This is a genomic window from Streptomyces sp. NPDC111656 (assembly GCF_055656965.1).
The window spans coordinates 467,303-492,268 of sequence record NZ_JBVKCA010000001.1 but is presented as its reverse complement, the minus strand read 5'-3'; the positions used below and the strand labels follow the sequence as shown (position 1 = coordinate 492,268).

The 24,966-nt window shown below is 71.8% G+C and carries 23 protein-coding genes; 10 read left to right on the top strand and 13 right to left on the bottom strand.

The genetic code is table 11. The features are described from left to right. The first annotated feature begins 13 nt into the window (after positions 1-13). The 3 genes from ACZ7M3_RS02280 to ACZ7M3_RS02270 are packed head-to-tail and all read left to right on the top strand — an operon-like array spanning position 14 to position 2,189. Positions 14-586: a TetR/AcrR family transcriptional regulator gene (locus ACZ7M3_RS02280; RefSeq protein WP_472060030.1), complete on the top strand. Its 573-nt coding sequence runs from the start codon at positions 14-16 to the stop codon at positions 584-586. Positions 587-624: 38 nt separating this feature from the next. Continuing rightward, the gene (locus ACZ7M3_RS02275) at positions 625-1,209 is read left to right on the top strand and encodes a DUF4865 family protein (protein ID WP_472060029.1); all 585 of its coding nucleotides are present in this window, start codon (positions 625-627) and stop codon (positions 1,207-1,209) included. Beyond that, positions 1,206-2,189, top strand: coding sequence for a phosphotriesterase family protein (locus tag ACZ7M3_RS02270; RefSeq protein WP_472060028.1), 984 nt, complete (start codon positions 1,206-1,208; stop codon positions 2,187-2,189). The genes ACZ7M3_RS02275 and ACZ7M3_RS02270 overlap by 4 nt, the downstream gene beginning before the upstream one ends. A 20-nt stretch (positions 2,190-2,209) precedes the next feature. Here the strand turns inward: ACZ7M3_RS02270 and ACZ7M3_RS02265 are convergent, their stop codons facing one another. Together ACZ7M3_RS02265 and ACZ7M3_RS02260 are read right to left on the bottom strand one after the other, a co-directional pair. Then, on the bottom strand, positions 2,210-3,454 hold the full coding sequence (locus tag ACZ7M3_RS02265; RefSeq protein WP_452963335.1) for an ROK family protein: 1,245 nt from the start codon (positions 3,452-3,454) through the stop codon (positions 2,210-2,212). Then, on the bottom strand, positions 3,451-4,152 hold the full coding sequence (locus tag ACZ7M3_RS02260; RefSeq protein WP_472060998.1) for an alpha-ketoglutarate-dependent dioxygenase AlkB family protein: 702 nt from the start codon (positions 4,150-4,152) through the stop codon (positions 3,451-3,453). Before ACZ7M3_RS02260 ends, ACZ7M3_RS02265 begins: the two co-directional genes overlap by 4 nt. A 104-nt stretch (positions 4,153-4,256) precedes the next feature. On the opposite strand from ACZ7M3_RS02260, the gene ACZ7M3_RS02255 reads away from it, so the two are divergent. Further along, positions 4,257-5,402 carry a methyltransferase gene (locus ACZ7M3_RS02255; protein WP_472060027.1) on the top strand — a complete coding sequence of 382 codons (1,146 nt, stop codon included), beginning with the start codon at positions 4,257-4,259 and terminating at the stop codon, positions 5,400-5,402. Here the strand turns inward: ACZ7M3_RS02255 and ACZ7M3_RS02250 are convergent. The 3 genes from ACZ7M3_RS02250 to ACZ7M3_RS02240 form a co-directional block, all read right to left on the bottom strand. Next, positions 5,392-6,165 (bottom strand): helix-turn-helix domain-containing protein, encoded by a 774-nt coding sequence (locus ACZ7M3_RS02250; protein ID WP_472060026.1) that lies wholly within the window; start codon positions 6,163-6,165, stop codon positions 5,392-5,394. The genes ACZ7M3_RS02255 and ACZ7M3_RS02250 overlap by 11 nt on opposite strands. An 89-nt stretch (positions 6,166-6,254) precedes the next feature. After that, a complete protein-coding gene (locus tag ACZ7M3_RS02245; RefSeq protein ID WP_472060025.1) occupies positions 6,255-7,106 on the bottom strand; it encodes a class II fructose-bisphosphate aldolase in 852 nt (283 codons plus the stop codon). 32 nt (positions 7,107-7,138) lie between these two features. Further along, positions 7,139-8,029, bottom strand: coding sequence for an SIS domain-containing protein (locus ACZ7M3_RS02240; protein WP_472060024.1), 891 nt, complete (start codon positions 8,027-8,029; stop codon positions 7,139-7,141). A 155-nt stretch (positions 8,030-8,184) separates the two neighbouring features. On the opposite strand from ACZ7M3_RS02240, the gene ACZ7M3_RS02235 reads away from it, so the two are divergent. After that, complete coding sequence (locus tag ACZ7M3_RS02235) at positions 8,185-8,964, top strand: DeoR/GlpR family DNA-binding transcription regulator (protein ID WP_472060023.1); 780 nt, start codon at positions 8,185-8,187, stop codon at positions 8,962-8,964. A gap of 34 nt (positions 8,965-8,998) precedes the next feature. Here ACZ7M3_RS02235 and ACZ7M3_RS02230 read toward each other — a convergent pair whose 3' ends face one another. Next, positions 8,999-11,089: a GH92 family glycosyl hydrolase gene (locus ACZ7M3_RS02230; RefSeq protein ID WP_472060022.1), complete on the bottom strand. Its 2,091-nt coding sequence runs from the start codon at positions 11,087-11,089 to the stop codon at positions 8,999-9,001. A 285-nt stretch (positions 11,090-11,374) separates the two neighbouring features. Between ACZ7M3_RS02230 and ACZ7M3_RS02225 the strand changes: the two genes are divergently transcribed. The 3 genes from ACZ7M3_RS02225 to ACZ7M3_RS02215 are packed head-to-tail and all read left to right on the top strand — an operon-like array spanning position 11,375 to position 13,886. Next, entirely contained in the window at positions 11,375-12,511 is a 1,137-nt protein-coding gene (locus ACZ7M3_RS02225; RefSeq protein ID WP_472060021.1) for an ABC transporter ATP-binding protein, read from the top strand. After that, positions 12,508-13,215 (top strand): ABC transporter permease, encoded by a 708-nt coding sequence (locus ACZ7M3_RS02220; RefSeq protein ID WP_472060020.1) that lies wholly within the window; start codon positions 12,508-12,510, stop codon positions 13,213-13,215. The genes ACZ7M3_RS02225 and ACZ7M3_RS02220 overlap by 4 nt, the downstream gene beginning before the upstream one ends. Next, complete coding sequence (locus tag ACZ7M3_RS02215; protein WP_075025595.1) at positions 13,212-13,886, top strand: ABC transporter permease; 675 nt, start codon at positions 13,212-13,214, stop codon at positions 13,884-13,886. Before ACZ7M3_RS02220 ends, ACZ7M3_RS02215 begins: the two co-directional genes overlap by 4 nt. A gap of 65 nt (positions 13,887-13,951) precedes the next feature. Here the strand turns inward: ACZ7M3_RS02215 and ACZ7M3_RS02210 are convergent, their stop codons facing one another. The 4 genes from ACZ7M3_RS02210 to ACZ7M3_RS02195 are packed head-to-tail and all read right to left on the bottom strand — an operon-like array spanning position 13,952 to position 18,348. Beyond that, the gene (locus ACZ7M3_RS02210; RefSeq protein WP_054228753.1) at positions 13,952-14,563 is read right to left on the bottom strand and encodes a GTP-binding protein; all 612 of its coding nucleotides are present in this window, start codon (positions 14,561-14,563) and stop codon (positions 13,952-13,954) included. After that, positions 14,514-14,942, bottom strand: a complete 429-nt coding sequence (locus ACZ7M3_RS02205) for a DUF742 domain-containing protein (RefSeq protein WP_351300430.1) — start codon at positions 14,940-14,942, stop codon at positions 14,514-14,516. Before ACZ7M3_RS02205 ends, ACZ7M3_RS02210 begins: the two co-directional genes overlap by 50 nt. Positions 14,943-15,001: 59 nt before the next feature. Beyond that, positions 15,002-15,475 (bottom strand): roadblock/LC7 domain-containing protein, encoded by a 474-nt coding sequence (locus tag ACZ7M3_RS02200; RefSeq protein ID WP_095856220.1) that lies wholly within the window; start codon positions 15,473-15,475, stop codon positions 15,002-15,004. Positions 15,476-15,477: 2 nt separating this feature from the next. Beyond that, positions 15,478-18,348 (bottom strand): sensor histidine kinase, encoded by a 2,871-nt coding sequence (locus ACZ7M3_RS02195; RefSeq protein WP_472060019.1) that lies wholly within the window; start codon positions 18,346-18,348, stop codon positions 15,478-15,480. 331 nt (positions 18,349-18,679) lie between these two features. Between ACZ7M3_RS02195 and ACZ7M3_RS02190 the strand changes: the two genes are divergently transcribed. Both ACZ7M3_RS02190 and ACZ7M3_RS02185 read left to right on the top strand, forming a co-directional pair. Beyond that, positions 18,680-19,636: an ABC transporter substrate-binding protein gene (locus ACZ7M3_RS02190; RefSeq protein ID WP_472060018.1), complete on the top strand. Its 957-nt coding sequence runs from the start codon at positions 18,680-18,682 to the stop codon at positions 19,634-19,636. 156 nt (positions 19,637-19,792) lie between these two features. Further along, positions 19,793-20,461 carry a TetR/AcrR family transcriptional regulator gene (locus ACZ7M3_RS02185; RefSeq protein ID WP_472060017.1) on the top strand — a complete coding sequence of 223 codons (669 nt, stop codon included), beginning with the start codon at positions 19,793-19,795 and terminating at the stop codon, positions 20,459-20,461. 12 nt (positions 20,462-20,473) lie between these two features. Here the strand turns inward: ACZ7M3_RS02185 and ACZ7M3_RS02180 are convergent, their stop codons facing one another. The 3 genes from ACZ7M3_RS02180 to ACZ7M3_RS02170 form a co-directional block, all read right to left on the bottom strand. Next, a complete protein-coding gene (locus ACZ7M3_RS02180; protein WP_472060016.1) occupies positions 20,474-21,253 on the bottom strand; it encodes an alpha/beta fold hydrolase in 780 nt (259 codons plus the stop codon). A gap of 64 nt (positions 21,254-21,317) precedes the next feature. Beyond that, a complete protein-coding gene (locus ACZ7M3_RS02175; protein ID WP_472060015.1) occupies positions 21,318-22,454 on the bottom strand; it encodes an alpha/beta hydrolase in 1,137 nt (378 codons plus the stop codon). Beyond that, on the bottom strand, positions 22,451-24,934 hold the full coding sequence (locus ACZ7M3_RS02170; protein ID WP_472060014.1) for a thioester reductase domain-containing protein: 2,484 nt from the start codon (positions 24,932-24,934) through the stop codon (positions 22,451-22,453). The genes ACZ7M3_RS02175 and ACZ7M3_RS02170 overlap by 4 nt, the downstream gene beginning before the upstream one ends. Between the last annotated feature and the right edge of the window lie 32 nt (positions 24,935-24,966).

Below are 24,966 nucleotides of genomic sequence, written 5' to 3'. Positions count from 1 at the left end.
GTACAGTGAGCTCATGAGCACTCCGGAGCGGCTGATCGAGTCCACGCGTGAGCTGTTGTGGGAGCGCGGCTACGTGGGCACCAGCCCCAAGGCGATCCAGGAGCACGCGGGCGCCGGGCAGGGCAGCATGTACCACCACTTCAAGGGCAAGCCCGATCTCGCCCTGGCCGCGATCCGACGCTCCGCCGAGGAACTGCGGGCTACCGCCGAGGGCGTACTGGGCGCGCCCGGTTCGCCGTACGAGCGCGTCGAGGCGTATCTGCGCCGGGAGCGAGACGTCCTGCGCGGCTGTCCGGTCGGTCGGCTGACGATGGATCCGGACGTGATCGCCAGCGCGGAGCTGCGTGCCCCCGTCGACGAGACGATCGACTGGCTGCGCGAGCGACTGGCCGGGATCGTCGAAGAGGGCAAGGAACAGGGGCAGTTCGCGCCGTCGCTGGACGCCGAGGAGATCGCCGCGACGATCCTCGCGACCGTCCAGGGAGGCTATGTGCTCGCGCGCGCCTCCGGCTCCCCGGCCGCCTTCGACACGGCCGTCCGCGGACTGCTCGCCCTGCTCTCCCCCGCCCGTCGGGGCCTCGGCTGAAGACGTGAAGGCCTGAAGGCCCCTCAAGGAGGCATGCGATGCACGCGATGCAGTACGAACTGACGTTCCCCGCCGACTACGACATGGGGATCATCCGCGCCCGGGTCTCCCGCATCGGGCACCTCCTCGACGACTGGGAGGGGCTCGGTTTCAAGACGTATCTGATGCGTGAGCGCGGGGTGCACGGCTCGCCGGTCGACCAGTACGCGCCCTTCTACCTCTGGAACACCGTCGAGGGCATGAACTCCTTCCTCTGGGGCGGCGCCTTCCAGGGGCTCGTCGATGACTTCGGGCGGCCGGCGGTGCAGAACTGGACGGGCCTCGCGTACGAGGAGGGCGGCGCCGCCGGTGCGCCGCCCCAGGTCGCGGTGCGGCGACGGCAGCCCGTACCGGAGGGCGTCGACCTGGCCGAGGTGATGGCGGACGCCGCGGCGGAGACGGAGCGGCTGGCCTCGCTCGACGGCGCGGTGTGCGCTGCCGCCGCCGTCGACCCGCGGAACTGGGAGCTGGTCCACTTCTCCCTCTGGGACCACGACGCGCCCAAGGCCCCCGGCGAGGTCTTCCAGGTGCTGCACCTGTCGGCGCCCGGCCGCGACCGGCTGCCCCGGGGCCGGCAGTGGTGAGCCCTGACCTCACGAGCCCCGGTGGCGTCGGCTCCGCACGGGTCCGTACGGTCCTCGGAGACGTGCCGCCCGAGCACCTCGGGGTGTGCGACGCCCATGACCACCTCTTCTTCGGCAGTCCCGCGCTGCCCGGCCAGGAACTGCGCGACGCGACCGCCGCGCGGGCCGAACTGGCCGCGTTCCGCGAGCAGGGCGGCGGAAGCGTGGTGCAGTGGACGCCGTACGGACTGGGCCGGCGCGCCGCGGACCTGCCGCTGCTCTCCCGTGACACCGGGGTCCATGTGGTCGCCGCGACGGGCCTGCACCAAGCGGTCCACTACACACCGGAGTCGCTCTCCGAACTGCGCGGCAGGCTGGCCGACGTCTTCGTGTCCGAACTCACCTCCGGCATCGGCACGTCCGGGGTCCGGGCCGGACTCGTCAAGGTCGCGGGCGGCTTCCACGCGCTCGACGCACATGCCCGCTGGACGATGGCCGCGGCGGCCGAGGCACACCATGCCACGGGCGCGCCGATCGCCGTGCACCTGGAGCTGGGCACGGCCGCGCTCGACGTACTCGACCTGCTGTGCGGCGCGTTGGAGGTGCCGCCGCACCGGGTGATCCTGGGTCACCTCAACCGCTCCCCGGACCTCGCGGTGCAGCGCCAGGCCGCCGAGGCGGGCGCCTACCTCGCCTTCGACGGGCCCTCCCGTGCGCACCACGCCACCGACTGGCGCATGCCCGACGCCGTACGCGCCCTGGCCGACGCCGGTTTCGGCCATCGCCTGCTCCTCGGCGCCGACACGACGACCGCGGCGGCGCGCTCGGTCAACGGCGGTCCCGGGATGCCGTATCTGCTGCGCCGGGTGCGCCCACGGCTCGCACTGGCCCTGGGTGCGGAACTCGTGGAGCGCGTCTTCACGCAGAACCCCGGCCGGGCGCTCGCCGTGGAGTGGCCCGGTGCACCGCCCCGTCCGCCCCGACTGCCGGACGCCGCCTAGGCCCCGTATCAGGTCCGCCCTCAGCTCCGAGCCAGTGCCGCCGGTGGGTCGTCGAGGACCGGCTGCCAGGCCAACTCCGCGGCACCCACCAGGGTGTTGTGGTCCAGGGTGCAGGCGAGGATCGGTACGCCGCCGCTCTGGCCCCACAGGCTGCGGTCGGCGACGACGGCGCGCAGCCGGTCGGGGTCGGCGTCGAGGAGGGTGCGGTGCAGGCCGCCGAGGATGATCCGGTCGGGGTTGAGGATGTTGACCAGTCCGGCGAGGCCGAGGCCGAGGCGGTCGATCAGCGCCTCGGTGGCCGTGCGGACGGAGGGGTCCTGGTCGTACCGGGTGCGGATCAGGTCGTTGGCCTGCTGGAGGAGGGACACCTCGGGACCGGGGTCGCGGCCCGCCGCCGTGAGGAACGCCAGGGGGTCCGCCTCGACGTCGAGGCAGCCGCGGCTGCCGCAGTAGCAGGGGCGGCCCTCGGGGTTGACGGTGAGGTGGCCGACTTCGAGGGCGAGGCCCGAGCTGCCTGTGTGCAACCGCCCGTCGAGCACGAGCGCGCCGCCGACGCCCCGGTGCCCGGTGGCCACGCACAGCAGGTCGCGGGCGCCGCGCCCGGCGCCGTGGCGGTGCTCGGCGAGGGCGGCGAGGTTGATGTCGTTCGCGGCGAACGCCGGGCCCTCTATGCCCGCCGCGCGCACCCGCTCGGCGAAGATCCGGCGGACGGGGGCGCCCGCGGGCCAGGCGAGATGGAGGGGGTTGAGGGCGAGCCCGTCCGGCTCGGCGACGGCGGACGGTACGGCGAGCCCGGCGCCCACGCAGCGCCGCCCGGTCTCGCGCAGCAGCTCCGCGCCGGTCTCGACGACGGCGCCCAGCACCTTCGCCGGGTCGGCGTCGACGGTCTCGCAGCTGGGTGCGGTGGCGACGATCCGGCCACCGAGCCCGACCAGCGCGGCGCGGAACCCGTCGGCGTGCACCTGTGCGGCCAGCGCCACGGGACCGTCCTCGGCGACCTCCAGGCGGTGCGAGGGCCGTCCCTGCGAACCGGCCGCCGCGCCGGGCCGCGCGTCGACCCGGATCAGCCCCAGCGCCTCCAGCTCCGCGGCCACCGCGCCCGCGGTCGCCCGGGTGACGCCCAGCTCGGCGGTGAGTACGGCACGCGTCGGCGCACGTCCGGTGTGCACGAGTTCCAGCGCGGGTCCGAGCGCCCCGCGCCCCCGGTCCAGCCGTGTCCGCGTGTTCCCTTCCCCCGCCGTCCGGGGGCCCGCCTTGCCGTTCATGAGGGCGAGTCTCCCATGATCCGCTCGTGCGGTGTCCCGTCCGAAGGCACCTGGAAGCCACTCACCCGTAGCGTCACGTTCAGACGGCCGGTCAGGCCCAGTTCGGGCGGCGCCGTATCGGCGTGCACCCGGGGAACTCCGTGGTGGGCGAGCCGGGAGGCCCCGCCGAACACGAACAGGTCCCCGCTGCGCAGCTCGACATCCGTGTACGGGCGCGAGCGCGACTCGGTGTTCCCGAAGCGGAAGACACAGGTGTCGCCGAGACTCAACGACACCACGGGCGCGTCGGACTTCTCGTCGCTGTCGCGGTGCATGCCCATCCGGGCGTCGGCGTCGTAGAAGTTGATCAGTGCGATGTCGTACGGGGCGACGGCGGCCTCGGGACCCAGGGTGTCCGTGACGGCGCGGCGGCCGAGCTCGTCCAGCCAGGCGGGGAAGGGCTTCACCGGGGCGCCGTCACCGTCGGCGACCGTGCGCGCGTACCGGTACGGGTACCAGTGCCAGCCCAGGCACACCTGCCGGGAGGTCATCGTGCCGCCCCCGGGCGTGCGCACCGTACGCAGTCCGGCCGGCGGGCGGGCCCACGCACGGCAGGCATCGAGAAGCTCCCGCTGGGCAACCGGGCCCAGCCAGTCCGGCAGATGCACCGCGCCCGGCGCGATCTCCGCCCGGCTCCGGGGGAACAGCTCAGCATCCATGGACATGCCACCATCCTCGCGCACCCCGCCCGTCCCGTGCGCGCACCTGATCAAGATCCGGCCCGGACCCGGCTGAGCTGCGGCTCGGCTAGCCTTGACCCACGATGAACGACCGGATGACCGCGCCCTGGGCCGAGTACGCGCTGGCCCGCTTCCCCGAGGACCCCCGCGACCAGCTCCGTGCCTGGGACGCAGCCGACACCTATCTGCTGCGGCACCTCGCGGAGAGCGGAACGCCGCTGTCCGGGTCGGTCGTGGTGGTCGGCGACCGCTGGGGAGCGCTCGCCACGGCGCTGTCGGCGCACCGGCCGACGCAGATCACCGACTCCTTCCTCGCGCAGGAGGCGACCCGCGCGAACCTGGCCCGCAACGGGGTCGAGGCGTCCGCGGTACGGCTGCTGACCACGCAGGACACGCCCCCCGACCGCATCGACGTCCTGCTCGTCCGGGTGCCGAAGAGCCTCGCCCTGCTGGAGGACCAGCTGCACCGGCTGGCGCCCGGTGTGCACGAGGGGACCGTGGTCGTGGGCACGGGCATGGTCAAGGAGATCCACACCTCGACGCTGCACCTCTTCGAGCGGATCCTCGGCCCGACCCGGACCTCGCTGGCCGAGAAGAAGGCCCGGCTGATCTTCTGCACCCCGTACCCCGGGATCGCCCGGGCCGCCAACCCCTGGCCGTACAGCTACCGGCTCCCCGACGACATCGGACCGGTTTCCGGCCGTACCGTCGTCAACCACGCCGGTGTGTTCTGCGCCGACCGTCTCGACATCGGCACCCGCTTCCTCCTCCAGCACCTGCCGCGCAGCCGGGGCCCCGAGCGGATCGTCGACCTGGGCTGCGGCAACGGAGTCGTCGGTACGGCGATGGCGCTGGCCAACCCGGAGGCGGAGGTGCTGTTCGTGGACGAGTCGTACCAGGCGGTCGCCTCGGCCGAGGAGACGTACCGGGAGAACACCGACGGCGTGGGCGCGGAGTTCCGCGTGGGCGACGGACTCGCGGAGGTCCCCGCCGGGAGTGTGGACCTCGTCCTGAACAATCCGCCCTTCCACTCGCACCAGGCGACGACGGACACCACGGCCTGGCGGATGTTCTCGGGAGCGCGGCGCGCGCTGCGGCCGGGCGGCGAGCTGTGGGTCATCGGGAACCGCCATCTCGGCTACCACCTGAAGCTGCGCCGTCTCTTCGGCAACAGCGAACTCGTGGCGAGCGACGCGAAGTTCGTCGTCCTGAGGGCCGTCAAGAAGTAGTTCCGCGCAGCGCGCGGGGCGAGGCGCCGAGTTCGCGGCGGCACGCCTTGTTGAAGGCCTGCAGGTCGGGGATGCCCACGGAGGCGGCGACCGCCGGGATGGAGAGCGTCGAGGCGCGCAGCAGATGGTGGGCGCGCTGGAGTCTGCGGCGGCGGATGTAGGCCACGACCGTGGTGCCGGTCTCGGCGCGGAAGAGCCGGGTGAGGTGGTTGTGGGAGATCCCGGCGGCGCGAGCGATCTCCGGGATGCTGAGCGGCGCCGCCAGCCGGGCCTCGATGTGCGCGATGGCCGCGCCGACCGCCGGGTGCGGGCCGCGGCTCGTGGCGGTGGGCGGGGTGAGCCGGGCGACGCGCCACAGCGCGGTCCAGATCTCGGCCCGGGTGTGCTCGGGCGCCCCGGGGGCCGCCGCGATCGCGTTCAGCAACAGGCTGGAGAGCATGGGGAATTCGGGCCCCGCGTCCTGCATCACGGGGACGGTGCGGGACGGCCCGGCGGGGGCGATGCGCAGATGGGCGTAGAGGTGTTCGGAGCGGCCCTGGTAGCGGTAGCGGACCGTGGTGCCGGGCGGTACGAGGCTGACGCGGCCGGGGCGGATGGCGTGCGCGGTGCCGTCGACGGTCAGCTCGGCGTCGTACTGGTAGAGGTGCAGCTGCCACAGCTCCGGCAGCCGGAAGACGTCCGTGCGGCTCGCCACGCCGTGCACGCCGACGCCGATGTTGACGACGGCGGGCGGCTCGCCCAGGTGGACTTCCGTCTCCCGCATGGTGAAAAGCTACCAGCGGCGGTGAGCCGCGCCCACGCGCCGTCGGCGGCCCCGACCGAGAAGCCCGTCGACGTCGGGGCCCCTTGAGGTCAGGCGTTCAGTACGCGGATCAGGCGCGCCACCGTCCCCGCCATCGCCTCCCGCCCCACGCTGAGGTACGTGCGGGAGTCGACGGCTTCGGGGTGGGCGGCGAGGAACTCCCGGATGGCGCCGGTCATCGCGATGTTCAGGGCGGTCCCCACGTTGACCTTGGCGATGCCGCCCGCGACGGCCGCGGCCAGTTCGTCGTCCGGCACTCCGGAGGAGCCGTGCAGGACGAGCGGCACGCCGAGTGCCGCGGCCAGCCGCTTGAGGCGGTCGTGGTCGAGGGCGGCGGTGCGGGTGGTCATCGCGTGCGAGCTGCCGATCGCGACGGCCAGGGCGTCCACGCCGGAGTCGGCCACGAAGGCACGGGCCTCGGCGGGGTCGGTACGGGCGCCGGGCGCGTGCGCGTCGAGCGGCGGCTCACCGTTCTTGCCTCCCACCGCCCCCAACTCGGCCTCGATCCACAGGCCTTGTGCGTGGGCCCAGTCGGCGGCGGCCCGGGTGGCGGCGAGGTTCTCCTCGTAGGGCAGCCGGGCCGCGTCGTACATCACCGAGCTGAATCCGGCGGCGGACGCCTGGCGGAGCAGGTCGTCGCTCTGAACGTGGTCGAGATGCAGCGCGACGGGCACCGCGGCGCGTTCGGCGGCCTCGGCGGCGGCGCGGGCCAGCGGCAGCAGCCGCCCGTAGCGGAACTTCACGGCGTTCTCGCTGACCTGGAGGACGACGGGGGCGGCCACGGACTCGGCGCCCGCGATGACGGCCTCGACATGCTCCAGGGTGATGATGTTGAACGCGGCGACGGCGGTCCGCGCCCCGGCCGCGGCGGTGACGAGGTCACCGGTGGCTGCGAGTGGCACAACTCCTCCTTCTGGGTGCGCGGGCCGACGACTCAGCGGGCCGACGGGGCGAGGACGACCGAGCGGGTGAGGTGGCGCGGCCGGTCGGGGTCGAGTCCGCGGGCCGCGGCGACGGCGACCGCGAGCCGCTGGGCTCGGACGAGTTCGGCGAGCGGGTCGAGGCCACCCGCCACCCACCGTCCCCCCGTGGCCCGTACCTGCTCCGCCAGCCCTTCGGGGGCCTCGCCGAGCATCCAGGTGGCCGTGCCGGAGGTGGTGACGCTGATGGGCCCGTGCCGGTACTCCATCGCCGGGTACGCCTCGGTCCAGGCCAGGGAGGCTTCACGCATCTTCAGTCCGGCCTCGTTGGCGAGCCCGACGGTCCAGCCGCGGCCGAGGAAGGTGAACTGCGCGCAGTCGACGAGCCCTTCGGGCAGCGGGGTCGCGAGCGCGGTGCGCGCGTCGGCGACGACGTCGTCGGTGTGCAGTCCGAGGTGGGCGCGGAACAGGGTGAGCGCGGTGGTCGCGAACCGGGTCTGCACCACGGAGCGTTCGTCCGCGAAGTCGAGTACGACGAGGTCGTCCGCGCGCTCCGTCACGGGGGTCGCGGGGTCGGCGGTGATCGCGGTCGTCCGGGTACGGCCGCGCAGCCGCCCGAGGAGTTCGAGCACCTCGGTGGTGGTGCCGGAGCGGGTGAGGGCGACCACGCGGTCGTAGGAGCGGCTCTCCGGGAACTCCGAGGCGGCGAAGGCGTCCGTCTCGCCCTGCCCGGACCCCTCACGCAGCGCGGCGGCGGCCTGCGCCATGAAGAAGGAGGTCCCGCAGCCCACGATCGCGACCCGCTCCCCCACTTCCGGCAGTGCGCCGTCGTGTGCCTTGGCCTGCTCGGCGGCGCGGATCCAGCACTCGGGCTGGCTGCTCAGCTCGTGCTCGACATGGGTCATGCCGTACCCCTCCCACTGACGCTGTCCATGCAAGATAGTGCAAGTTAAGGCTGACTTTCGAGCACAATCAAGCATGTCGACTGCCGAAATGCCGGGGAATGTGGTGCGCCGGGGGTGCGCTAGGGTCGCGAAGGATCGAGGAACGGAGAGTGCGGATGTCGCGCGACGCCCGCTGGAAGGCCCTGTTGGAACTGCTCGTGGAGCGGGGCCGGCTGGAGGTCGAGCAGGCCGCGGCCGAGTTGGAGGTGTCATCCGCCACGATCCGGCGCGACTTCGACCAGCTCGCCGAGCAGCAGATGCTCGTGCGCACCCGGGGCGGCGCGGTCGTCCACGGCGTGTCGTACGAACTGCCGCTGCGCTACAAGACCGCCCGGCACGCCTCGGAGAAACAGCGCATCGCGAAGGCGGTGGCCGATCTCGTCGCGCCCGGCGAGGCAGTGGGCCTGACCGGCGGCACGACCACCACGGAGGTGGCCCGCGCACTGGCCCTGCGCCCCGATCTCGCCTCGGGGTCACCCGCGCTGACCGTGGTGACGAACGCGCTCAACATCGCGGGCGAACTGGCCGTACGGCCCCAGTTCAAGATCGTGCTGACCGGCGGGGTGGCCCGCCCGCAGTCGTACGAGCTGGTCGGGCCGCTCGCGGACGGTGTGCTCAGCCAGATCACCATGGACGTCGCCGTGCTGGGCGTGGTCGCCTTCGACGTGACGCACGGGGCCGCCGCCCACGACGAGGCCGAGGCGGCGATCAATCGGCTGATGTGCGAGCGCGCCGAGCGTGTGATCGTCGCCGCCGACTCCAGCAAGCTGGGCCGACGCGCCTTCGCCCGGATCTGCGCGGCCGAGTCGGTGGACACACTGGTCACCGACGCGGCGGTGGACGAGGAGACCGTGCGGCGGTTCACGGAGGCGGGGGTCGGGGTCGTCGCTGTCTGACGAACCCGACCGGCCCGCTACCTCGACGCCGGGCTCATGAGCCCTTCCGCTGCGGCGCGGTGACCGTGAGCGTGCGGATGTCGCGGCTGGTGGCGGAGGCGTCGGGCGCGACGAGCACCGTCCTCGGTCCGCCCGGGCGGTGTACGACGACGCTGGGGAAGGCCGGTTCGGCCAGGGCGAGTTGCCCGGTGCCGGCGGCTTGCGGGTACATGCCGAGGCTCGCCCACACGGCCCAGGAGGACATGGCGCCGAGGTCGTCGTTGCCGACGAGACCGTCGGGGCGGTCGCTGAACAGGGTGGCCAGGGCGCGGCGGACGGTGTCGCGGGCGCGGTCGGGGCGGCCGGCGAAGTCGTACGCCCAGGGGGTGTCGAACGACGGCTCGTTGCCGAGGTAGGCGTAGGGCTGGGTGCCGCCCGCGTTGAGCTGGGTGAAGAAGGTGTCGAGGCGGGCGGTGACGGCGGCGTTCCCGCCCATCAGGGTGAAGAGGCCGGGCAGGTCGTGCGGGACCATCCAGGTGTACTGGGCGGCGTTGCCCTCGACGTACTCGTTCCTCTGCGCGGGGGTGAAGGCCGGCCAGGTGCCGTCGGCCGCGCGCGGCTGGAGGTAGCCGGTGGCGGGGTTGAAGAGGTTGCGCCAGCTCCTGGAGGCCTTCAGCAGGGTGTCGTGGGCGGCGGTGTCGCCCAGACGGTGGGCGAGCTGCGCCAACGCATAGTCGGAAACGGCGTATTCGAGAGTGGTGGCCGCCGAGCCCCACACTCCCTTGGTGCCGGCGGGGATGTAGCCGAGGGCGTCGTACTGCGCGTGTCCGGGCCGCTGGCGCTCGTCGTCGCGGCCCGCCATGGCGGCACGCAGCAGGCCGCGGGCGTCGAAGTCGGTGGCGCCGAAGGCGTACACGGCGGAGGCGATGACGGGCAGCGGGTCGCCGACCATGACGCCGGTGCCGCCGTTGGCGAGGGTCCAGCGGTCGAAGTAGCCCGCCTGGAGGCCCTGGTTGAGGACGGACTGCGCGATGTCGGAGGCTTCGTGCGGGGCCAGCAGGGCGAGCAGCTGGACCTGGGAGCGGTAGACGTCCCAGCCGGAGAAGTTCGCGTACTGGACGTGTCCGGCGGGGGTGGTGCGGATGCGGCCGTCCATACCGGGATAGCGGCCGTCGGCGTCGCTGAAGGCACTGGGGTGCAGGAGCGAGTGGTACAGGGCGGTGTAGAAGACCCGGCGCTGGGTGTCGGTGCCACCGCCGACACGGATGCGGCCGAGCCAGTCGTTCCACTGGGCACGGGCGGCCCGCCGGATCTGGTCGTACGGGTTCGTGTGCTGCTCGGCGGCGATGTTGCCGCGGGCGCCGTCGACGCTGACGAAGGAGACACCGACGCGGACGGTCACCGTGCGTACGTCGGGGCCGAAGGAGACCTGCGCGGCGCCCGGTTTGCCGTCGGGGTGGACGACATGGGCGAAGGGGTGGTCGAACACGGCGTGGAAGTAGAGCCGGTAGCGGTTGCCGGACTTGCAGAAGCCGCCGCTGTCGGTGAACCCGGACAGGGTGTCGGTGCCGATGTCGACCGTTCCGGTCGCCGCGTTGAACGCCTTGCCCGCGTCGACACTCAGCGCGGCGGGGCGGTCGTCGGTGGCCGGGTAGGTGAAACGGGCGATGCCGGAGCGCCGGGTGGCGGTGAGTTCGCTGCGGATGCCGTTGTCGAAGGTGACCCCGTAGTTTCCGGGTGTCGCCTGCTCGTTGGCGTGCGAGAAGGTCGCCTGCCCGCTGGTGTCGCCGGCGAGCATCGGCATGAAGGGCACGTTGCCGTAGTCCCTGCAGCCGGCCCCGGAGAGGTGGGTGAGGCTGAACCCTCTGATCCGGTTGTCCCCGTACGCGTACCCGCCGTGCTGGTAGGTCACCGTGTCCGGGCTCCACTGCACCCCGCCGAGGGGTGCGGTCGCGCCGGGGAAGGTGTTTCCGGCACCGCCGCCATGGCCGAAATCGGCCCCTCCGGGCGCGGTACCGACGAAGGGGTTCACGTACTGGGCCGGGTCGGCCACCGAGTCGTCCGTGGCGGCGGGTGCGGCCTGGGCGGACGACACGACGAGCGCGGCGGCGCCGGCCAGCGCGGCCCGGCGGAAGGGGAATCGCAAGTGGGTCTCTCCGGGCTGTGGCGGCAGGGGCGACAGAGTGTGAGGGCGACAGTCTCCCGGGGCATGTCGTCGCCTCCGCGCCGCCATGCCCGGAGATCACCCGCACGGCGGAGCGCCCGCTCTCACCCGATCGGCTCGTGCGACGCGGCGGGCTCCACCTGCGCACCCTCCCCAACCGGCCACCCTGCGGTGCCCGAACTCACACGCCAACTGGCTAGACTACGCACCCTCGTGCATGTGATCCGGTCACGTCCGATCACAGCCGTTCCCGAAGGGTTTCGACGCTTGATAGCCATCGAAGATGTCAGCAAGCGATATGCCGACGGCACGGTGGCCGTCGATCGCCTGTCCCTCCAGATACCGAACCACTCGATCACCGTGCTCGTCGGGCCTTCGGGGTGCGGCAAGACCACCACACTGCGGATGATCAACCGCATGATCGAGCCCAGCAGCGGCACGATCCGCGTCAACGGCGAGGACATCCTCCGCAAGCCGGTCAACGCCCTGCGCCAGTCCATGGGTTACGTCATCCAGAACGCGGGGCTCTTCCAGCACCGCACGATCCTCGACAACATCGCCACGGTGCCGCGGCTCCTCGGCTGGTCCAAGCAGCGCGCCCGCGCCCGCGCGGCGGAACTGATGGAACGGGTGGGCCTGGACCCGGCCATGGCCCGCCGCTACCCCTACCAGCTCTCCGGCGGCCAGCAGCAGCGCGTCGGTGTCGCCCGCGCGCTCGCCGCCGACCCGCCGATCCTGCTGATGGACGAGCCGTTCTCCGCCGTCGACCCGGTCGTCCGCCGTGGTCTGCAGGAGGAGTTGCTGCGCATCCAGGGCGAGCTGGGCAAGGCCATCGTGTTCGTCACCCACGACATGGACGAGGCCATCACGATCGGTGATCGCGTCGCCGTACTGCGCACCGGTGGCAAGCTCGCCCAGTTCGCCGCCCCCGACGAGCTGCTGTCGGCGCCCGCCGACGCGTTCGTGGAGGAGTTCCTCGGCGGCGACCGGGGCATCCGCGGACTGTCGTTCCTGTCCACCCGCGACCTCGCACTCGACCGTTCCCGGGTCTTCCCGGTCGGCAGCGACTGGCAGCAGCTCGCCGGGGAGTCGGCGGGCGCGGGGCCGGTCCTGGTCACCGACGCGGACGGAAAGCCGCTGGGCTGGGCCGACCTGACGGTGTGGGCCGGTGACGTCCAGGCACTGGAGCCGCACGGGCAGGCCTTCGAGGTCGGCAAGGACTCGCTGCGCGTCGCGCTGGACCGGGCGGTGCTCTCGCCCACCGGTCAGGCGGTCGCCGTGGACGCGGCGGGCCGCGTGCTGGGGCTCGCCGGGCAGGAGACGGTCGCCGCGGCGATCCGCGCGGCCAGGCAGCGCCGCGCCGCGGACTCCGAGGGCCTCTCCACGGTGAAGGCCGCGCGATGAACGGCTTCTTCGACATCCCGAGCGACCTCCAGAGCACCTATCTCGGCCTGATCTCCACCCACATGCAGGAGGCGCTGGTCCCGGTTCTCGTCGGCCTCCTGCTGGCGCTGCCCATCGGCCTGTTGTGCGTCCGCGTCAACTGGATCTATCCGCCGGTCCTCTGGATCACCACGGTGCTGTACGCGATCCCTTCGATCGCCTTCTTCGTGGTGCTCATCGACTACACCGGCCTGAGCAAGACCACCGTGATGATCCCGCTGACCCTCTACAGTCTCGTGGTTCTCGTCCCGGCGGTCGTCGACGGCGTCCGCTCGGTCCCCGAGGAGACGAACGCCGCCGCCGCGGCGATGGGCATCGGTTCGCTGCGACGCTACCTCCAGGTCCAACTGCCCATCGCCGTACCCGCGATCATGGCCGGACTGCGTGTGGCGACCGCCTCCAGCATCAGTCTGGTCAGCGTCGGCTCGCTGATCGGCAACCAGGGGGCGCTCGGCAACCTGCTCACCACCGCGATGCTCTACCACCGCCCTCTCCTCGCCGTGAACTCGGTGGTCACCACCGCCGTTCTCGCGGTGCTGGTCGACGCCGTGCTCGTCCTGCTGCGCCGCGTGCTCACCCCCTGGCAGCCGGCCTCCGGCCGCAAGGCCGCACGCCGTACGTCCACGATCGCGGGCGCCGCCCGCACTCCGGAGAGCGTCTCGTGAACGTACTCAACTTCATTCAGTCCTTCTTCTCCGACGGCTCCCACTGGCACGGGTACGACGGGATCCCGCAGCGCGTGTGGGAACACCTCCAGTACACCGCCGGGGCGCTCGCGATCGCCGCGGCCGTCGGCCTGCCCATCGGCCTGGTCACCGGACACACCGGGCGTGGCGGCAACGCGCTGGCCTTCGTGTCGGCGGGTGCCCGGGCGCTGCCCACCTTCGGGCTGCTGGTGCTGATGTTCGTCTGGCTGGGCCTCGGCATCGTGCCCGTGATGATCCCGCTCGTGGTGCTGGCGGTCCCGCCGATCCTCATCACCACCTACGAGGCGATCCGCACCCTGGATCCCTCCCCCGTCGACGCCGCCCGCGGAATGGGCATGCCGGAGGGGAAGGTGCTGTTCCAGGTCGAGGTGCCGGCGGCGCTGCCGCTGATCCTCAGCGGTCTGCGTTCGGCGGCGATCCAGATCGTGTCCACGGCGACCATCGCGGCCTATGTGAGCCTCGGCGGGGTCGGCCGTTACATCCTGGACGGCCTCTACCAGCGCAATTACGAGAAGGTGGTGGGCGGCGCGGCCCTCACCGCGATCCTGGCGCTGCTCGTGCTGGTGCTGTTCTGGGCCATTGCCCGGGTGGCGGTGTCCCCGGGGGTGCGCAGGCGCCGTACGGCCTGAGGAAAAGAGAAAGAGGAGAGGAAGAGGGGGACGAGCCACAAGGCCCGTCCCCCCTCTTCCTTCGTTCACTGCTGCGCGGTCGCCAGGGCGTGTTCGAGGACGACGAGGAGCGCGTCCCGTACGGACCCGCGCTCGCGGGCGTCGAACACGGTGAGCGGCACGTGGTCGCCGACGTCGAGGGCCCACCGTACGTCGTTCAGATCGTGTTCGACCTTGCCGTCGAAGGCGTTGACGGCCACCGCGAAGGGGATCTCGCGGTGCTCGAAGTAGTCGACGGCCGCGTAGCAGTCGTCGAGCCGGCGGGTGTCGACGATGACGAGCCCGCCGAGGGCGCCCTCGACCAGGTCGTCCCACATGAACCCGAAGCGCTCCTGGCCGGGGGTGCCGAACAGATAGAGCTTCAGGGTCGGGTCGAGCGTGACGCAGCCGAAGTCCATGGCGACGGTGGTCGTCATCTTCTCCGGGGTGTGGGAGAGGTCGTCGATGCCCGCGGCGACCGAGGTGATGGACGCCTCGGTGGTGAGCGGCTCGATTTCGGAGATGGCACCCACGGTCGTGGTCTTGCCCACGCCGAAGCCACCCGCGATCACCATCTTCACCGGCATCGGCGGCCGGGGACCCTCGGTGTCAGCGCTCACGGATCGCGCCCCGGGAGTCGGGGATAGCTCGGAGACCATCGATAACCCTTCGCAATACGGTGGCGTCGCGGGCGGATTCGGCCTGCGGTGCGTACAAGGCCAGTTGACCGTCGGCGCGCAGATCGTCGGCGAGCACCCTGATCACATTCAAATGCATCCGCAGTTTCGCCGCGATCTCCGCCAGCGACTGCGGCTGGCGGCAGACCGTGATGATGTCGCGGTGCTGGTCGAAGACGAACGCGTCCAGCGTGGCCAGACCGAGATCCGTCGCGACGACCTGCGTCTCGATCGGAATCGTCGGCACCAGACTGTCACCGCCGGCGATCCGCCCCGCGGTCAGCAGGAATGGCCTGACGATCGACGGGGGGTGCTCCACTCCCCATGCGTCGTCGGCGGCTGATGGCTCGCCGGCCGTCATCTCGTCCTCACCCTTCACCTCGCGGGTCGTCCCGGCCTTCGTGACGCCCCCGCCGACCGTCAACCGGTCGGCGCGATCCCCACGGTGTTCTTGAGCTCCATGACCAGTTGGGGGCTCAGAGCGGCACCGGCGCGGTTGGCGAAGAGGGTCATCTCGTACGCGATGTTCCCGAGCTTCGCCTCCTTGGAGGCGACCACGCCGAGCACCGCGCCCGCGCCGAGCGCGGACACCAGGACGTGCCCTTCCTCCAGGTCGATGATGACCTTGTTGAGCCCGCCGAGGCCGTAGTTGCCGGACGCACCCATGGCGAGGCTGGTGATCCCGGAGACGATGGCCGCGAGCCGCTCCGAGTCCGCCTTGCCGCGCAGTTGGGACACCGCGATCAACAGACCGTCGGAGGACACCCCGATCACGTCGACGACGCCGGCGGTCTCCGTGGCGAAACGATTGAGCAGCCAATTGAAGTCGGCAGCGGCGGCCTTCACGTCCGTCGCCTGTTCCACGGCCGCGGACTCCGGTTCACCTGTCCACATGGTCACTTGCTCATGCCTTCCGGGAATGAGGGTCTGTTGTTCTCTGTGCTGGAATCGCCAGAGGTGTCGGGACGGCCCCCTGAATGGGCCGACCCGAATCCGGTACCGCGGGCCTCCGTCGCACTCTCGCGCTCGGCTCGCAGCACGGCTTCCTCGAACTCGTCGATCTCGGATCGTGCCGCTTCCGCGTCGGCGGTCTGCCAGGCGGGCGGCCGTGGGTTGGTGATGGCCTGTTTGGGCAGCCGGGTCGAGGCGGTGGTGGCCTGCAGGGTCGCGCCGCGCACGCGCCGCCTGAGCGGGCTGGGGCCGCCCTCGCCCGGTCGCGCCGGGGCGCTGCCGGGTGCCGACGGGGCCGTACCGGAACCACGCGCGGTGCTCGCGCCGCGGGGCGGCAGACCGAGCCCGCCGCTCGTACCGGTGTTCGGGCCGCGCGGCGGCTGCCCCGCCGCACTCCCCGGGCCGGTGCTCGCGCCACGTGACCTCTGCACGAGACCGCTGTCCATGCCGCTGCCCGCGGCGCGTGACGGCCGACCCTGTCCGCTCTCCATGCCGGCGCCGGTGCCCCACTGGTGGCCCGGGCCACCGACCGCACCCTGAGGCGTGCCGCGTCCCGCCGGCTCGCGCTCCGCGGGCTGCGCCGCCCCCGGAGTCGTGGTGCCCGGTGTACCGCCCGGCCGGGGCCGGGATGCGCCGGGGCCGCCGTAGCCGCCGTCGCCCGTCGGTTCCTGACGGCCCGTGTGGCCGTCCGCTCCCCGGCCGCGCGCGGGGATCCTGCGCGGCAGGGACGACGGGCCGGGTTCCGGGTCGACCGCCGCGGGGCGCGGTTCGGTCCCGCCGGGGCGGCGTGGCGGCGGCAGGATGTGCGGGGCCCTGGTCGCGGCCCCCGTGGGGTCGGCGAGCAGCAGATGGGAGCCGGGCACCGCGACGGTGACGGTGACGCCGCCGCCCGGGGTGCGGGTCAGGACGACCTCGATGCCCCAGCGCCGGGACAGACCGCCGACCACGAAGAGGCCCAGGACCTCGGTCGGGGCCAGGTCGAGGCGTTCGCGGCGGATCAGGCGGGCGTTCTCCTCCTCCAGCCGCTCGGCGCTCATCCCGAGTCCGTGGTCGATGATCTCGATCAGGGCGCCACCGCCTGCGCCGTGCCGGGGCCGCAGGACGACCTCGACGCTGCTGGACGCCGGGGAGAACGTCACCGCGTTCTCCAGCAGTTCGGCGAGCATCAGCGTGAGGTCGCCGACGATGTCGGGGGCGACGGTGACATCGCCCTCGGCGTGCGGGGTGACCCGCTGGTAGCCCTCGATCTGGCCGAGCGCGGCGCGGACGATGTTGCTCAGTCGCATGGGCCCGGTGTTCAGGCCCGTCTCGCGGATGCCGGCGAGCAGCATCAGGCTGTCGGCGTTGCGCTGGAGACGTACCGCGATGTGGTCGATGCGGTAGAGCCGGTCCAGTACCTCCGGGTCGGTCTCGCCGCGCTCCACCGAGTCGATCAGAGCGAGCTGACGAGCGGTCAGGTTGCTGACGCGGTGGCCGACGTTGCCGAACATCTCGGCGATGTTGCGGCGGCTGATGACCTGGCGCTCCAGCAGGGCGGTCGCGGTGACCTGCACCTGGTTGAAGGCTTCGGCGAGTTCGCCGAGTTCGTCGCGGACCGGCACGGGCACGGCCTCGAGGCGTGGCGGGCTCGCGTCGTCGGCGTCGTCGTCGGCGACCCGGGCGAGCTCGGTCTCGGCCGCGTCGGCCACGTGCTGGGCCGCCTCGGTGAGGCTCCGCACGGTCCGCACCACGGAGCGGCGGACCAGTACGGAGAACAGGATCCAGGCCGCGAAGGCGGCGAGGTTGGCGGACACCAGCCACAGCACCTGCCACCAGGCGTCGCTGGACGCCTTCTGGGTGTCGGCGGCGATCTGGTGGATGAGCGAATCGGTGATCTTCAGCCGGTTCTCCGCCTGACGCTGGTACGTCGGGTCGGCGGCCAGGGCGTCGTCGAGCGCGGCGCGCAGCTGCGAGGGGTTCTCCGCGACCAGACCGCTGGGGTCGACCTGCAGCGCGGCATAGTGCTGGGCGACGACGCTCTGGTACGGGCTGTGCTCGATCGCGGCGAGTTCGGCGCCCTGTTCCTGGCTGGCGAACCGGGTGAACCGCTCGGCCTGGTAGGTGTACTGCTCGTAGTCGCCGACGGCTCCGGTGTACTCGATGAGCGCGTTGGGGTCACGGGTCCGGGCCGCGAACACACTGGTCTCGAAGGAGGCGTGGGCGGTGTCGGCGCGCAGCAGCGCGTCCAGCAGATTGCCCGCGGACTCCGAGGACTCGCCGCCCGACTGACCGAGCCCGAGGCCGTTGATGAGGCCCTCGATGACCGATCCGTACGCCGGGTCGATGTTGTCGGCGGGGATCGGACCCTCTTCGATGGTCTTGCGGAGGCTGTCGAGGCCCTCCAGCTCCTTGAGCGCCTGGGCCTCGGCGTCGGGCAGCCGGTCCCCGTAGGTGGACCGCACGGCCTCCGCCTGGGCGGTGACCTTCTGCTGCGCCTGGAGGAAGGCGGAGGTGCCCGGCTCCTTGTCGCCGGAGCGGGCCGCCTCGTAGCGCAGGGAGACGAGGAGCGCCTGGCGGTGCTCGGTCTGCACGCCGTCGATGAGCTTGGTGACCTGCGCGCTGTCCCGCACGAGCTGGGCGGTGGAGGCGGCGGAACGGGCCGAGTCGATCTCGGCGTAGGTGATGTAGGCCATCATCGCCGAAACGACGGCGAGCGGGACAATCACCAGGACGTTGAGTTTCCTGCGGAAAGGCCAACGGTCGAGGAGGGAAGGCGTCCGGCCTATTCGGGGAGCCGTGGTCTGCGGCCCCCGGGCGGCTTTCCTGTGCGCGGGCACCAAACCTCCTTGACTTCATTCCCAATTGGAAGCCCGCAGCCCGGGCTGCGTGGACTGGGTCATGCCAGCAGGCTCGGGCCGAGCAAGTGGAACCAGGTCCCCCGACTCGGCCAACATTAGCGGCTGCCGCAAGAGTACGGCCATGATCAACCAAAATCTGACACGGCGATACGCCGGATTCACGCCCGTTTCGGTCAGGTTGCGCCCACGCGGCGAAGCCGTGTGGTCTCCATCGGTGATCTATTCGTGTCTTGACGGTGCGTTACTGGGCTCGATTGGATCGTCATCACGCCATGCCTTCCGGCCACCGACCGCTCATGCACAAGTCTGGATGACCAACGTGACCCACGCCAGAAGCACCACAACGACCGCAACGTACGCTGTATCCCTGCTGGTTGTGGCTGCGGCCGCCCTCACGGGCTGCGGTTCCTCCGACAACTCCGACAGCAAGGACCCGCTGCAGGGCGACACCGCCAAGGGCGGCACGGTCGTGGTCGGCTCCAACAACTTCCCCGAGAGCATCCTGCTCGCCGACATCTACGGCGAGGCCCTGAAGGCCAAGGGCATCAAGGTCAGTTACAAGTTGAACATCGGCAGCCGCGAGACCACCTACGGTCTGATCAAGAACGGCACGATCACCGTCCTGCCCGAGTACAACGGCGCGCTGCTGGCCTATCTGAACGCCAAGGCGGCCCCGACCACGGTCGAGGACACCAGCAAGGCCATCACGGCCGCGCTCGATTCCAAGCTGACCCTGCTCGAGCCCTCCAAGGCGGAGGACAAGGACGCGATCGCGGTCAACGAGGCGACCGCCAAGAAGTACAAGCTCACGACCTCGTCGACGATCGCCGACCTCTCCGCCTCGGCCAAGGACCTGGTCATCGGGGGATCGCCGGAGTTCCAGACGCGCAAGCAGGGATTGAAGGGCCTCAAGTCCGAATACAGCCTTGAATTCAAGTCGTTCAAGGCGCTGGACGCGGGTGGGCCGTTGACCGTGGCCGCCCTCAAGGGCAACAACATTCAGGCCGCAGACATTTTCACGACCGACCCCGGAATCACCAAGAACAAGTTCGTGGTCCTTCAAGACCCGAAGAATCTCTTCGGTTTTGAGAACGTGACGCCGCTGGCCTACAAGAGCGGTCTCTCCGCCGCCGGGGTTTCCGCGCTCAACGCCGTATCGGCGAAGCTCGACACGGACACCCTGGTCAAGCTCAACGCCCAGGTGCAGAACGACAGCAAGGACCCGCTGGACGTGGCCAAGAGCTGGCTGTCGACCGCCGGGCTGTAGTTCCGACGGAGGTGCGCAGGCCGGAGCGGGGGTCCGCCGCTCCGGCCTTTGCCGTGCCGCGGAATCACCGAGGCACGACGGTTCGTCCGTCCGTCGCGAGATCACCGACGCCCGCCGACTGATCTCCTCATCAGTTCTGAAGATGCCGCGGCCAGGATGAGCGCATGCCCGATCGAGCCGCCGCCCAGCCCGCCAACCGCTTCGAACGCAGGCGCGCCCGGACCCCGCCATGCCCTGATCGCCGCCGCCCAGCGGATCCTGGCCGAACAGGGCACGAGCGAGGTCAGCATCCAGCAGATCGCCGAGCGTGCCGACGTCGGGTTCGGCTCCTTCTCCAACCACTTCCAGACGAAGGCGGAGCTCTTCGAGGCGGCGGTCGTCGACGCGCTGGAGGAGTACGGCAAGCTGATCGACTCGATCACGGGCGACCTCGACGACCCCGCCGAGGTGTTCGCGGTGAGCGTCCGGCTGGCCTTCCGGCTCGCCGACACCCACCCGGAACTCACCCGCGTCCTGCGCTACGGCGGCCTCCCCTACATCCACGCCGACTTCGGCCTGGGCCCCCGCGCCCTGCGGGACATCGAGAGGGGCAACGCCTCCGGCCGCTTCCAGGTGGACAGTCCCCTCGTCGCCCTCAGCGCCGTCGGCGGCTCCCTCCTCGGGCTGCTCCAGCTGAAGTCGTCCGCCAAGTCCGAGCGGTCGGGCCCCGGCGCCGACGAGGAGATGGCCGAACTCGTCCTGCGCATGCTGGGCCTGCCCCCGAGGAGGCCCACGAGGTCGCCCGGCGCCCACTGCCGCTCGCGACGCCGTAGGGCAACCTCGTAGGCGGTGTTCGCCTCAGGGGCGCTCGGTCAGGAACCGGTCGATGGTCGAGGTGAGTTCCTCGGGCTTCTCCACCGGGAGTTCGTGGCCGGCGTCCAGGATGCGCACCTCCGCGTCCGGGTACGCCTTCGCCATCCGCAGCATCTGGGAGACGGGCAGCTGGATGTCGTAGTAGCCGTGGATCATGAGGGTGGGGACACGGATCTCCCCGACCCGGTCGAGGACGTCGAAGGACCGCATCGCGCCGTAGCAGGTCATGACCACCTCACGCGGTGTGGCCGCGGAGGTCCGGATGTACTCCTTGATCTCCTCGCGCGGGTACCCGGGGGCGAAGGCCCGCTGGATGTTGGCGGCGACGAACAGCTTGAACGGCACCTGTGTGGACACCGCCATCAGCAGGCCCCTCCCCCGGCTGTACGTCATCCGGCTGATCGAGTTCACCAGGACCATGCGCTCGATCCGGTCCGGGTGGCCCAGCGCCAGGGTCTGCGCGATCATCCCGCCCATCGAGTGACCGACGGGGACGAACCGCTCGACCTTCAGGTGATCGAGGACGGCGAGGACGTCCCCGGCCAGCTCCGCGATGCTCCGCCGTCCCGACCCGTCGCTCTCGCCGTGGCCGCGCAGATCGACACGTATGACCCGCCGCGTGGCCGAGAAGTGCGCCAGCTGGTGGTCCCAGCGGTGCCGGTTGGCGGTCCAGCCGTGGATGAACACCGGCGGCGCGCCCGCACCGTCGCGGGGGCCCTCGTCGTCGTACGTCAGTCTGGCGCCGTCGACTTCGAGCTGCGGCATGGCTGGCCTCCTGCGATGCGGTCCGGTTACTGATGGGTACGTTAACCGGCCGCCCGGGCCGCCGTCACCGTCGTTCGCCGAGGAATTCGAGGATGTGCCCGAACACGTCGAGGGCGGCGCCCCGGCCGAGGAACGTGTCCAGGTGGCCGTAGCCGGGAATCTCGGTGTACGCGACGTCCAACTGCGGCTGTCTGCGGGCCAGTACGTCGTGACAGAGCCTCTGGGAGTCGAGCCACAGGCCGTTCTCGCTGCCGGCGAGCAGCAGGACGGGGGTGTCGATACGGGCCGCCGCGTCCAGCGCGTTCTGCGGCAGCGCCCGGTAGCGGTGGTCGCCGTCGTGCCAGCGCACCACGGTGCGGGCCAGCTCGATGCGGCGCAGATGCGGCAGGATCCACAGCGGGGCGGGGCCCAGCAGCTCGGCGAGCCGATGGTGGGTGGCCTCGGACAGGTGCTCGTGCACGAACAGCGAGGCGCCCGTCCCCCACGCCGAGTTGTGCAGGATCTGGCAGGTCGGATCCGGGCAGCTCGCCCCGCGCGAGGCGAGCGCGAACAGGGGGGTGTACTTCGACCACAGGCCGGCCTTGCGGATGTCGACCGGTATGTGATCGATGCGGGACCTGAGCAGCTCCCCCGCCAGCGACATCCGCAGCGAGGTGCGGCCCGCGAGCTTCGGCGTCAGGAACACGCCCTGGGACACCACGCCCGCGAGGCCCGGGACCAGCCCGGCCGTCATGCTGAGCGACAGCGTGAGGGAGCCGACGCAGTGGGCGACCACGAACAGCGGCCGGTCGCCGATGCGGCGGCGGATGTGGGTGACGGCGGCGGGGATGTCGTACAGGGCGACGTCGTCGTACGTGTACTTCTGGCCGGTCTCGTTGTACGGCAGCCGGCAGCTGCCCCGCCAGTCGAGCAGCCAGGGCTCGTAGCCGTCGTCGAGCAGGACGTCGACCAGGTTGCGGGTCTCGGGCAGCAGGAACATGTCGGCGGACGCGGTGTGCCCGTGCAGGAGCAGCACGGCGGGGCGGTCCGTGTCGCCACCGTCCACGCGGGTCAGGCCTAGGCGTACGCCGTCGTCGGCCCGGAAGGGGATCTCCTCGACCCGCGCCGGATCGAGGCGGTGGTGGAGAGGGCGCAGGGTCGTGGTGCTCCTGACCTTGCGGAGCGTCGGCCTGGTGCGGGAGTCGGTACTCCGGAGGATCATCGGTGGCGCTCCGAGGGGGTCGTGGTACGGCGCAGGTCGAGGAGGTCGGCGGCGGCGCGGGCGAAGGGGCCGAGCAGACCGCGGCCCATCTCCAGGCCGAACCAGGCGAGCCAGGTCAGCTTGGCGGCCCGCTTCTCCTGGCTGGTCAGGCGCGGGTCGACCTTGATGCCGTCGACCTGGTCGCGCAGATAGGTGTCGGCGGGCACGACGAGCTCGCCCGCCAGGGTCGCCGGTGCGCCCTCGCGGCCGATCTCGACGGTGAGCGCCCGGGTCTGGCGCCACACGTCACGACGGGCCCGGGCGTACTTGTGGCCCTCCAGCCACCAGCGGCCGCCTTCCGCGTCACGCAACGCCAGCCGGTAGCTGAGGAGTCGGTGGCGCATGCCGTGCCGCTGCGGGATGCCCTCCTCAGGGCGGATCCAGACGTCGCCGTGCTCGACGACCAGCGGTTCGGGATGCACCGCCGCGCATGTCAACTCGCCGGTGACATCGACCCGGCGCTCCTTCACCAGCTGGTACATGCTCGCGAGGGAGAGGGTGAGCGCCATCGAGCAGGGAGTGTCGGCGGGGGCTCCGACCGGGCCGACACCGCCCTCGGTCGTCTCGGAGAACCACAGGTAGGGCTGGTCGTCCTTGTGCGGCAGCCGGGCCAACCCGTCCTGGGCGAGTCGCTCGAACGTCCTCAGCTGGGCCTGGGCGTCGTAGCGGGCGGCGGGCCGCAACCCGAGCGCCTCGACGAGCGCGGCGGTGCGCTCGGCGGTGGCCGCCGGGCCCTTCAGAGTCGCCTCGCACAGTTTGATGGCGGTGGGACTCCGCAACACCCGGGTGAGGAAGGCCAGTTCTTGCACCGGCTCGGCCTCCAGCCGGGCCAGGGCATGGGTCCGCCACTCGTCCCAGTCCTGCACGCGTACGTGCATCCCGCCGAGCGCCATGTCCCGTACGACGTCGTCGAGGGTGTTGGGTACGCCGGTCAGGTTGTAGTCGTAGCCCCACGCGTCGGGTTCGCAGACGACGCCGACCGCGACCCGGCTCACCCAGTCCACCGGGGCTGCGTTCAGGTGGTTGAAGGCGGGGACCGTGCGGAAGCGGCCGAAGGCCGAGAGGAGACCGCTGCTGAGGTCCTGCGGGTTGTAGGCGCCGGTCCTGGTGTGGCCGCCGATGCCGCCGGGGCGCAGGGCCGTGACGATCAGGCCGTGGTCGCGGGCCCGTCGCAGGGCGACCTCCGCCGCCCACTTCGTCTGGTCGTAGCCCGCGACGAGGCGGTCGACGTGGGCGAGCGGGTCGTCCTCGCCCATCGCGGTGATGCCGACCTCGTTGAAGACCGCGATGGAGGAGATGTGGTGCAGCGGCTTCGGCCGGCCGGTCGCCGCGAGCTCGGCGAGGGTCAGCGAGCCGATGACGTTGCTCTGCCGCAGCGACTGGTAGCCGCGCAGGAAGTCCACGGCCGCCGCCACGCCGACGACGCTGTCCAGCTCGTGGGTGAGCGTGGTCCACAGTTCGTCGGACAGGCCCAGGTGCGGGCGCCGGATGTCGCCGGGGAGCACGGTCACCCGGCGGCGGACCTCCGACGACCAGGGCAGCTCGTACCTCTTGAGCGCCTCACCGAGCCGCCCGAGGGCCGCCTCCTCGTCGGCGGCGCGGACCAGGCAGTAGACGTGGGCGTCGCTGTGCCGCAGCAGGTCGAGGAGCATATGGCTGCCGAGGAAGCCGGTGGCGCCGGTCAGCAGGATCCGACGGGGCGGCAGCGGCTCGGGGTCGCCGGTCCAGGGCAGCCGGTCGGCGAGCGCCAGGTCGGCCAGGATCTGGTCGAGGTCCTCGGGACGGGCCGCGGAGTACGGGGCGGGGGTGACGGCCACCGCGGGGGCGGTGCGGGGGGCCGGGACGGGGAGGATGCCGGGTGCGGGCACGGTCCCCTCGGACGTGGCTGTACCTGCCGTGTCCGGGGCCCGAGTCGTCCCGGGCGTCGGCGTTTCCGATACGGCCGGGGCCGAGAGGGCGACCGTGGGGTGTGCGGTGGACAGCCCGCGGCGGGCCAGGCTGGTCGGACGGGCGTCGGCGAAGACGTCGTCGAGGTCGATCTCCATGCCCAGCTCGTCCTCCAGCGCCGCGACGAGTTCCACGGCGCCCACCGAAGTGCCCCCGGCGTCGAAGAAGTCGGCGTCGGGCGACAGGTGCCCCTCGGGCAGATGGCGGCCCGCCACGGCGGCGATGGCTGCCGCCAGAGCCTCCACGTCCGGGACCGCTACCGCCGGACGCTTCACGTCCGGGACCGCTGCCGCCGGACCCTCCACGTCCGGCACCACGTCATGAACCGCTGCCGCCGCGGCGCCCGCGTCGGAACCGGTCGGCGTGGGCGCCGCGGCCGTCCTCACCTTCGCCAGCAGGCCGTCGACGCTCAGCCCGCCGCCACCCCGCTCGATCGCCTCGGCCGTCGCCCGCTGTCCGGCGTACGCCGACGCGTCCTCGTTCACCTCACGCATGAGAGCCCTTCACCCCGTGACTTGTCCTTTCG

Bases quoted from the DNA above. Each gene is read 5' to 3' on its own strand.
- ACZ7M3_RS02280 (WP_472060030.1), top strand. From the start codon at position 14: ATGAGCACTCCGGAGCGGCTGATCGAGTCCACGCGTGAGCTGTTGTGG.
- ACZ7M3_RS02275 (WP_472060029.1), top strand. From the start codon at position 625: ATGCACGCGATGCAGTACGAACTGACGTTCCCCGCCGACTACGACATG.
- ACZ7M3_RS02265 (WP_452963335.1), bottom strand. From the start codon at position 3,454: ATGAACGGCAAGGCGGGCCCCCGGACGGCGGGGGAAGGGAACACGCGG.
- ACZ7M3_RS02260 (WP_472060998.1), bottom strand. From the start codon at position 4,152: ATGGATGCTGAGCTGTTCCCCCGGAGCCGGGCGGAGATCGCGCCGGGC.
- ACZ7M3_RS02255 (WP_472060027.1), top strand. From the start codon at position 4,257: ATGAACGACCGGATGACCGCGCCCTGGGCCGAGTACGCGCTGGCCCGC.
- ACZ7M3_RS02250 (WP_472060026.1), bottom strand. From the start codon at position 6,165: ATGCGGGAGACGGAAGTCCACCTGGGCGAGCCGCCCGCCGTCGTCAAC.
- ACZ7M3_RS02240 (WP_472060024.1), bottom strand. From the start codon at position 8,029: ATGACCCATGTCGAGCACGAGCTGAGCAGCCAGCCCGAGTGCTGGATC.
- ACZ7M3_RS02235 (WP_472060023.1), top strand. From the start codon at position 8,185: ATGTCGCGCGACGCCCGCTGGAAGGCCCTGTTGGAACTGCTCGTGGAG.
- ACZ7M3_RS02220 (WP_472060020.1), top strand. From the start codon at position 12,508: ATGAACGGCTTCTTCGACATCCCGAGCGACCTCCAGAGCACCTATCTC.
- ACZ7M3_RS02210 (WP_054228753.1), bottom strand. From the start codon at position 14,563: ATGGTCTCCGAGCTATCCCCGACTCCCGGGGCGCGATCCGTGAGCGCT.
- ACZ7M3_RS02205 (WP_351300430.1), bottom strand. From the start codon at position 14,942: ATGACGGCCGGCGAGCCATCAGCCGCCGACGACGCATGGGGAGTGGAG.
- ACZ7M3_RS02200 (WP_095856220.1), bottom strand. From the start codon at position 15,475: ATGTGGACAGGTGAACCGGAGTCCGCGGCCGTGGAACAGGCGACGGAC.
- ACZ7M3_RS02190 (WP_472060018.1), top strand. From the start codon at position 18,680: ATGACCAACGTGACCCACGCCAGAAGCACCACAACGACCGCAACGTAC.
- ACZ7M3_RS02185 (WP_472060017.1), top strand. From the start codon at position 19,793: ATGAGCGCATGCCCGATCGAGCCGCCGCCCAGCCCGCCAACCGCTTCG.
- ACZ7M3_RS02180 (WP_472060016.1), bottom strand. From the start codon at position 21,253: ATGCCGCAGCTCGAAGTCGACGGCGCCAGACTGACGTACGACGACGAG.
- ACZ7M3_RS02175 (WP_472060015.1), bottom strand. From the start codon at position 22,454: ATGATCCTCCGGAGTACCGACTCCCGCACCAGGCCGACGCTCCGCAAG.
- ACZ7M3_RS02170 (WP_472060014.1), bottom strand. From the start codon at position 24,934: ATGCGTGAGGTGAACGAGGACGCGTCGGCGTACGCCGGACAGCGGGCG.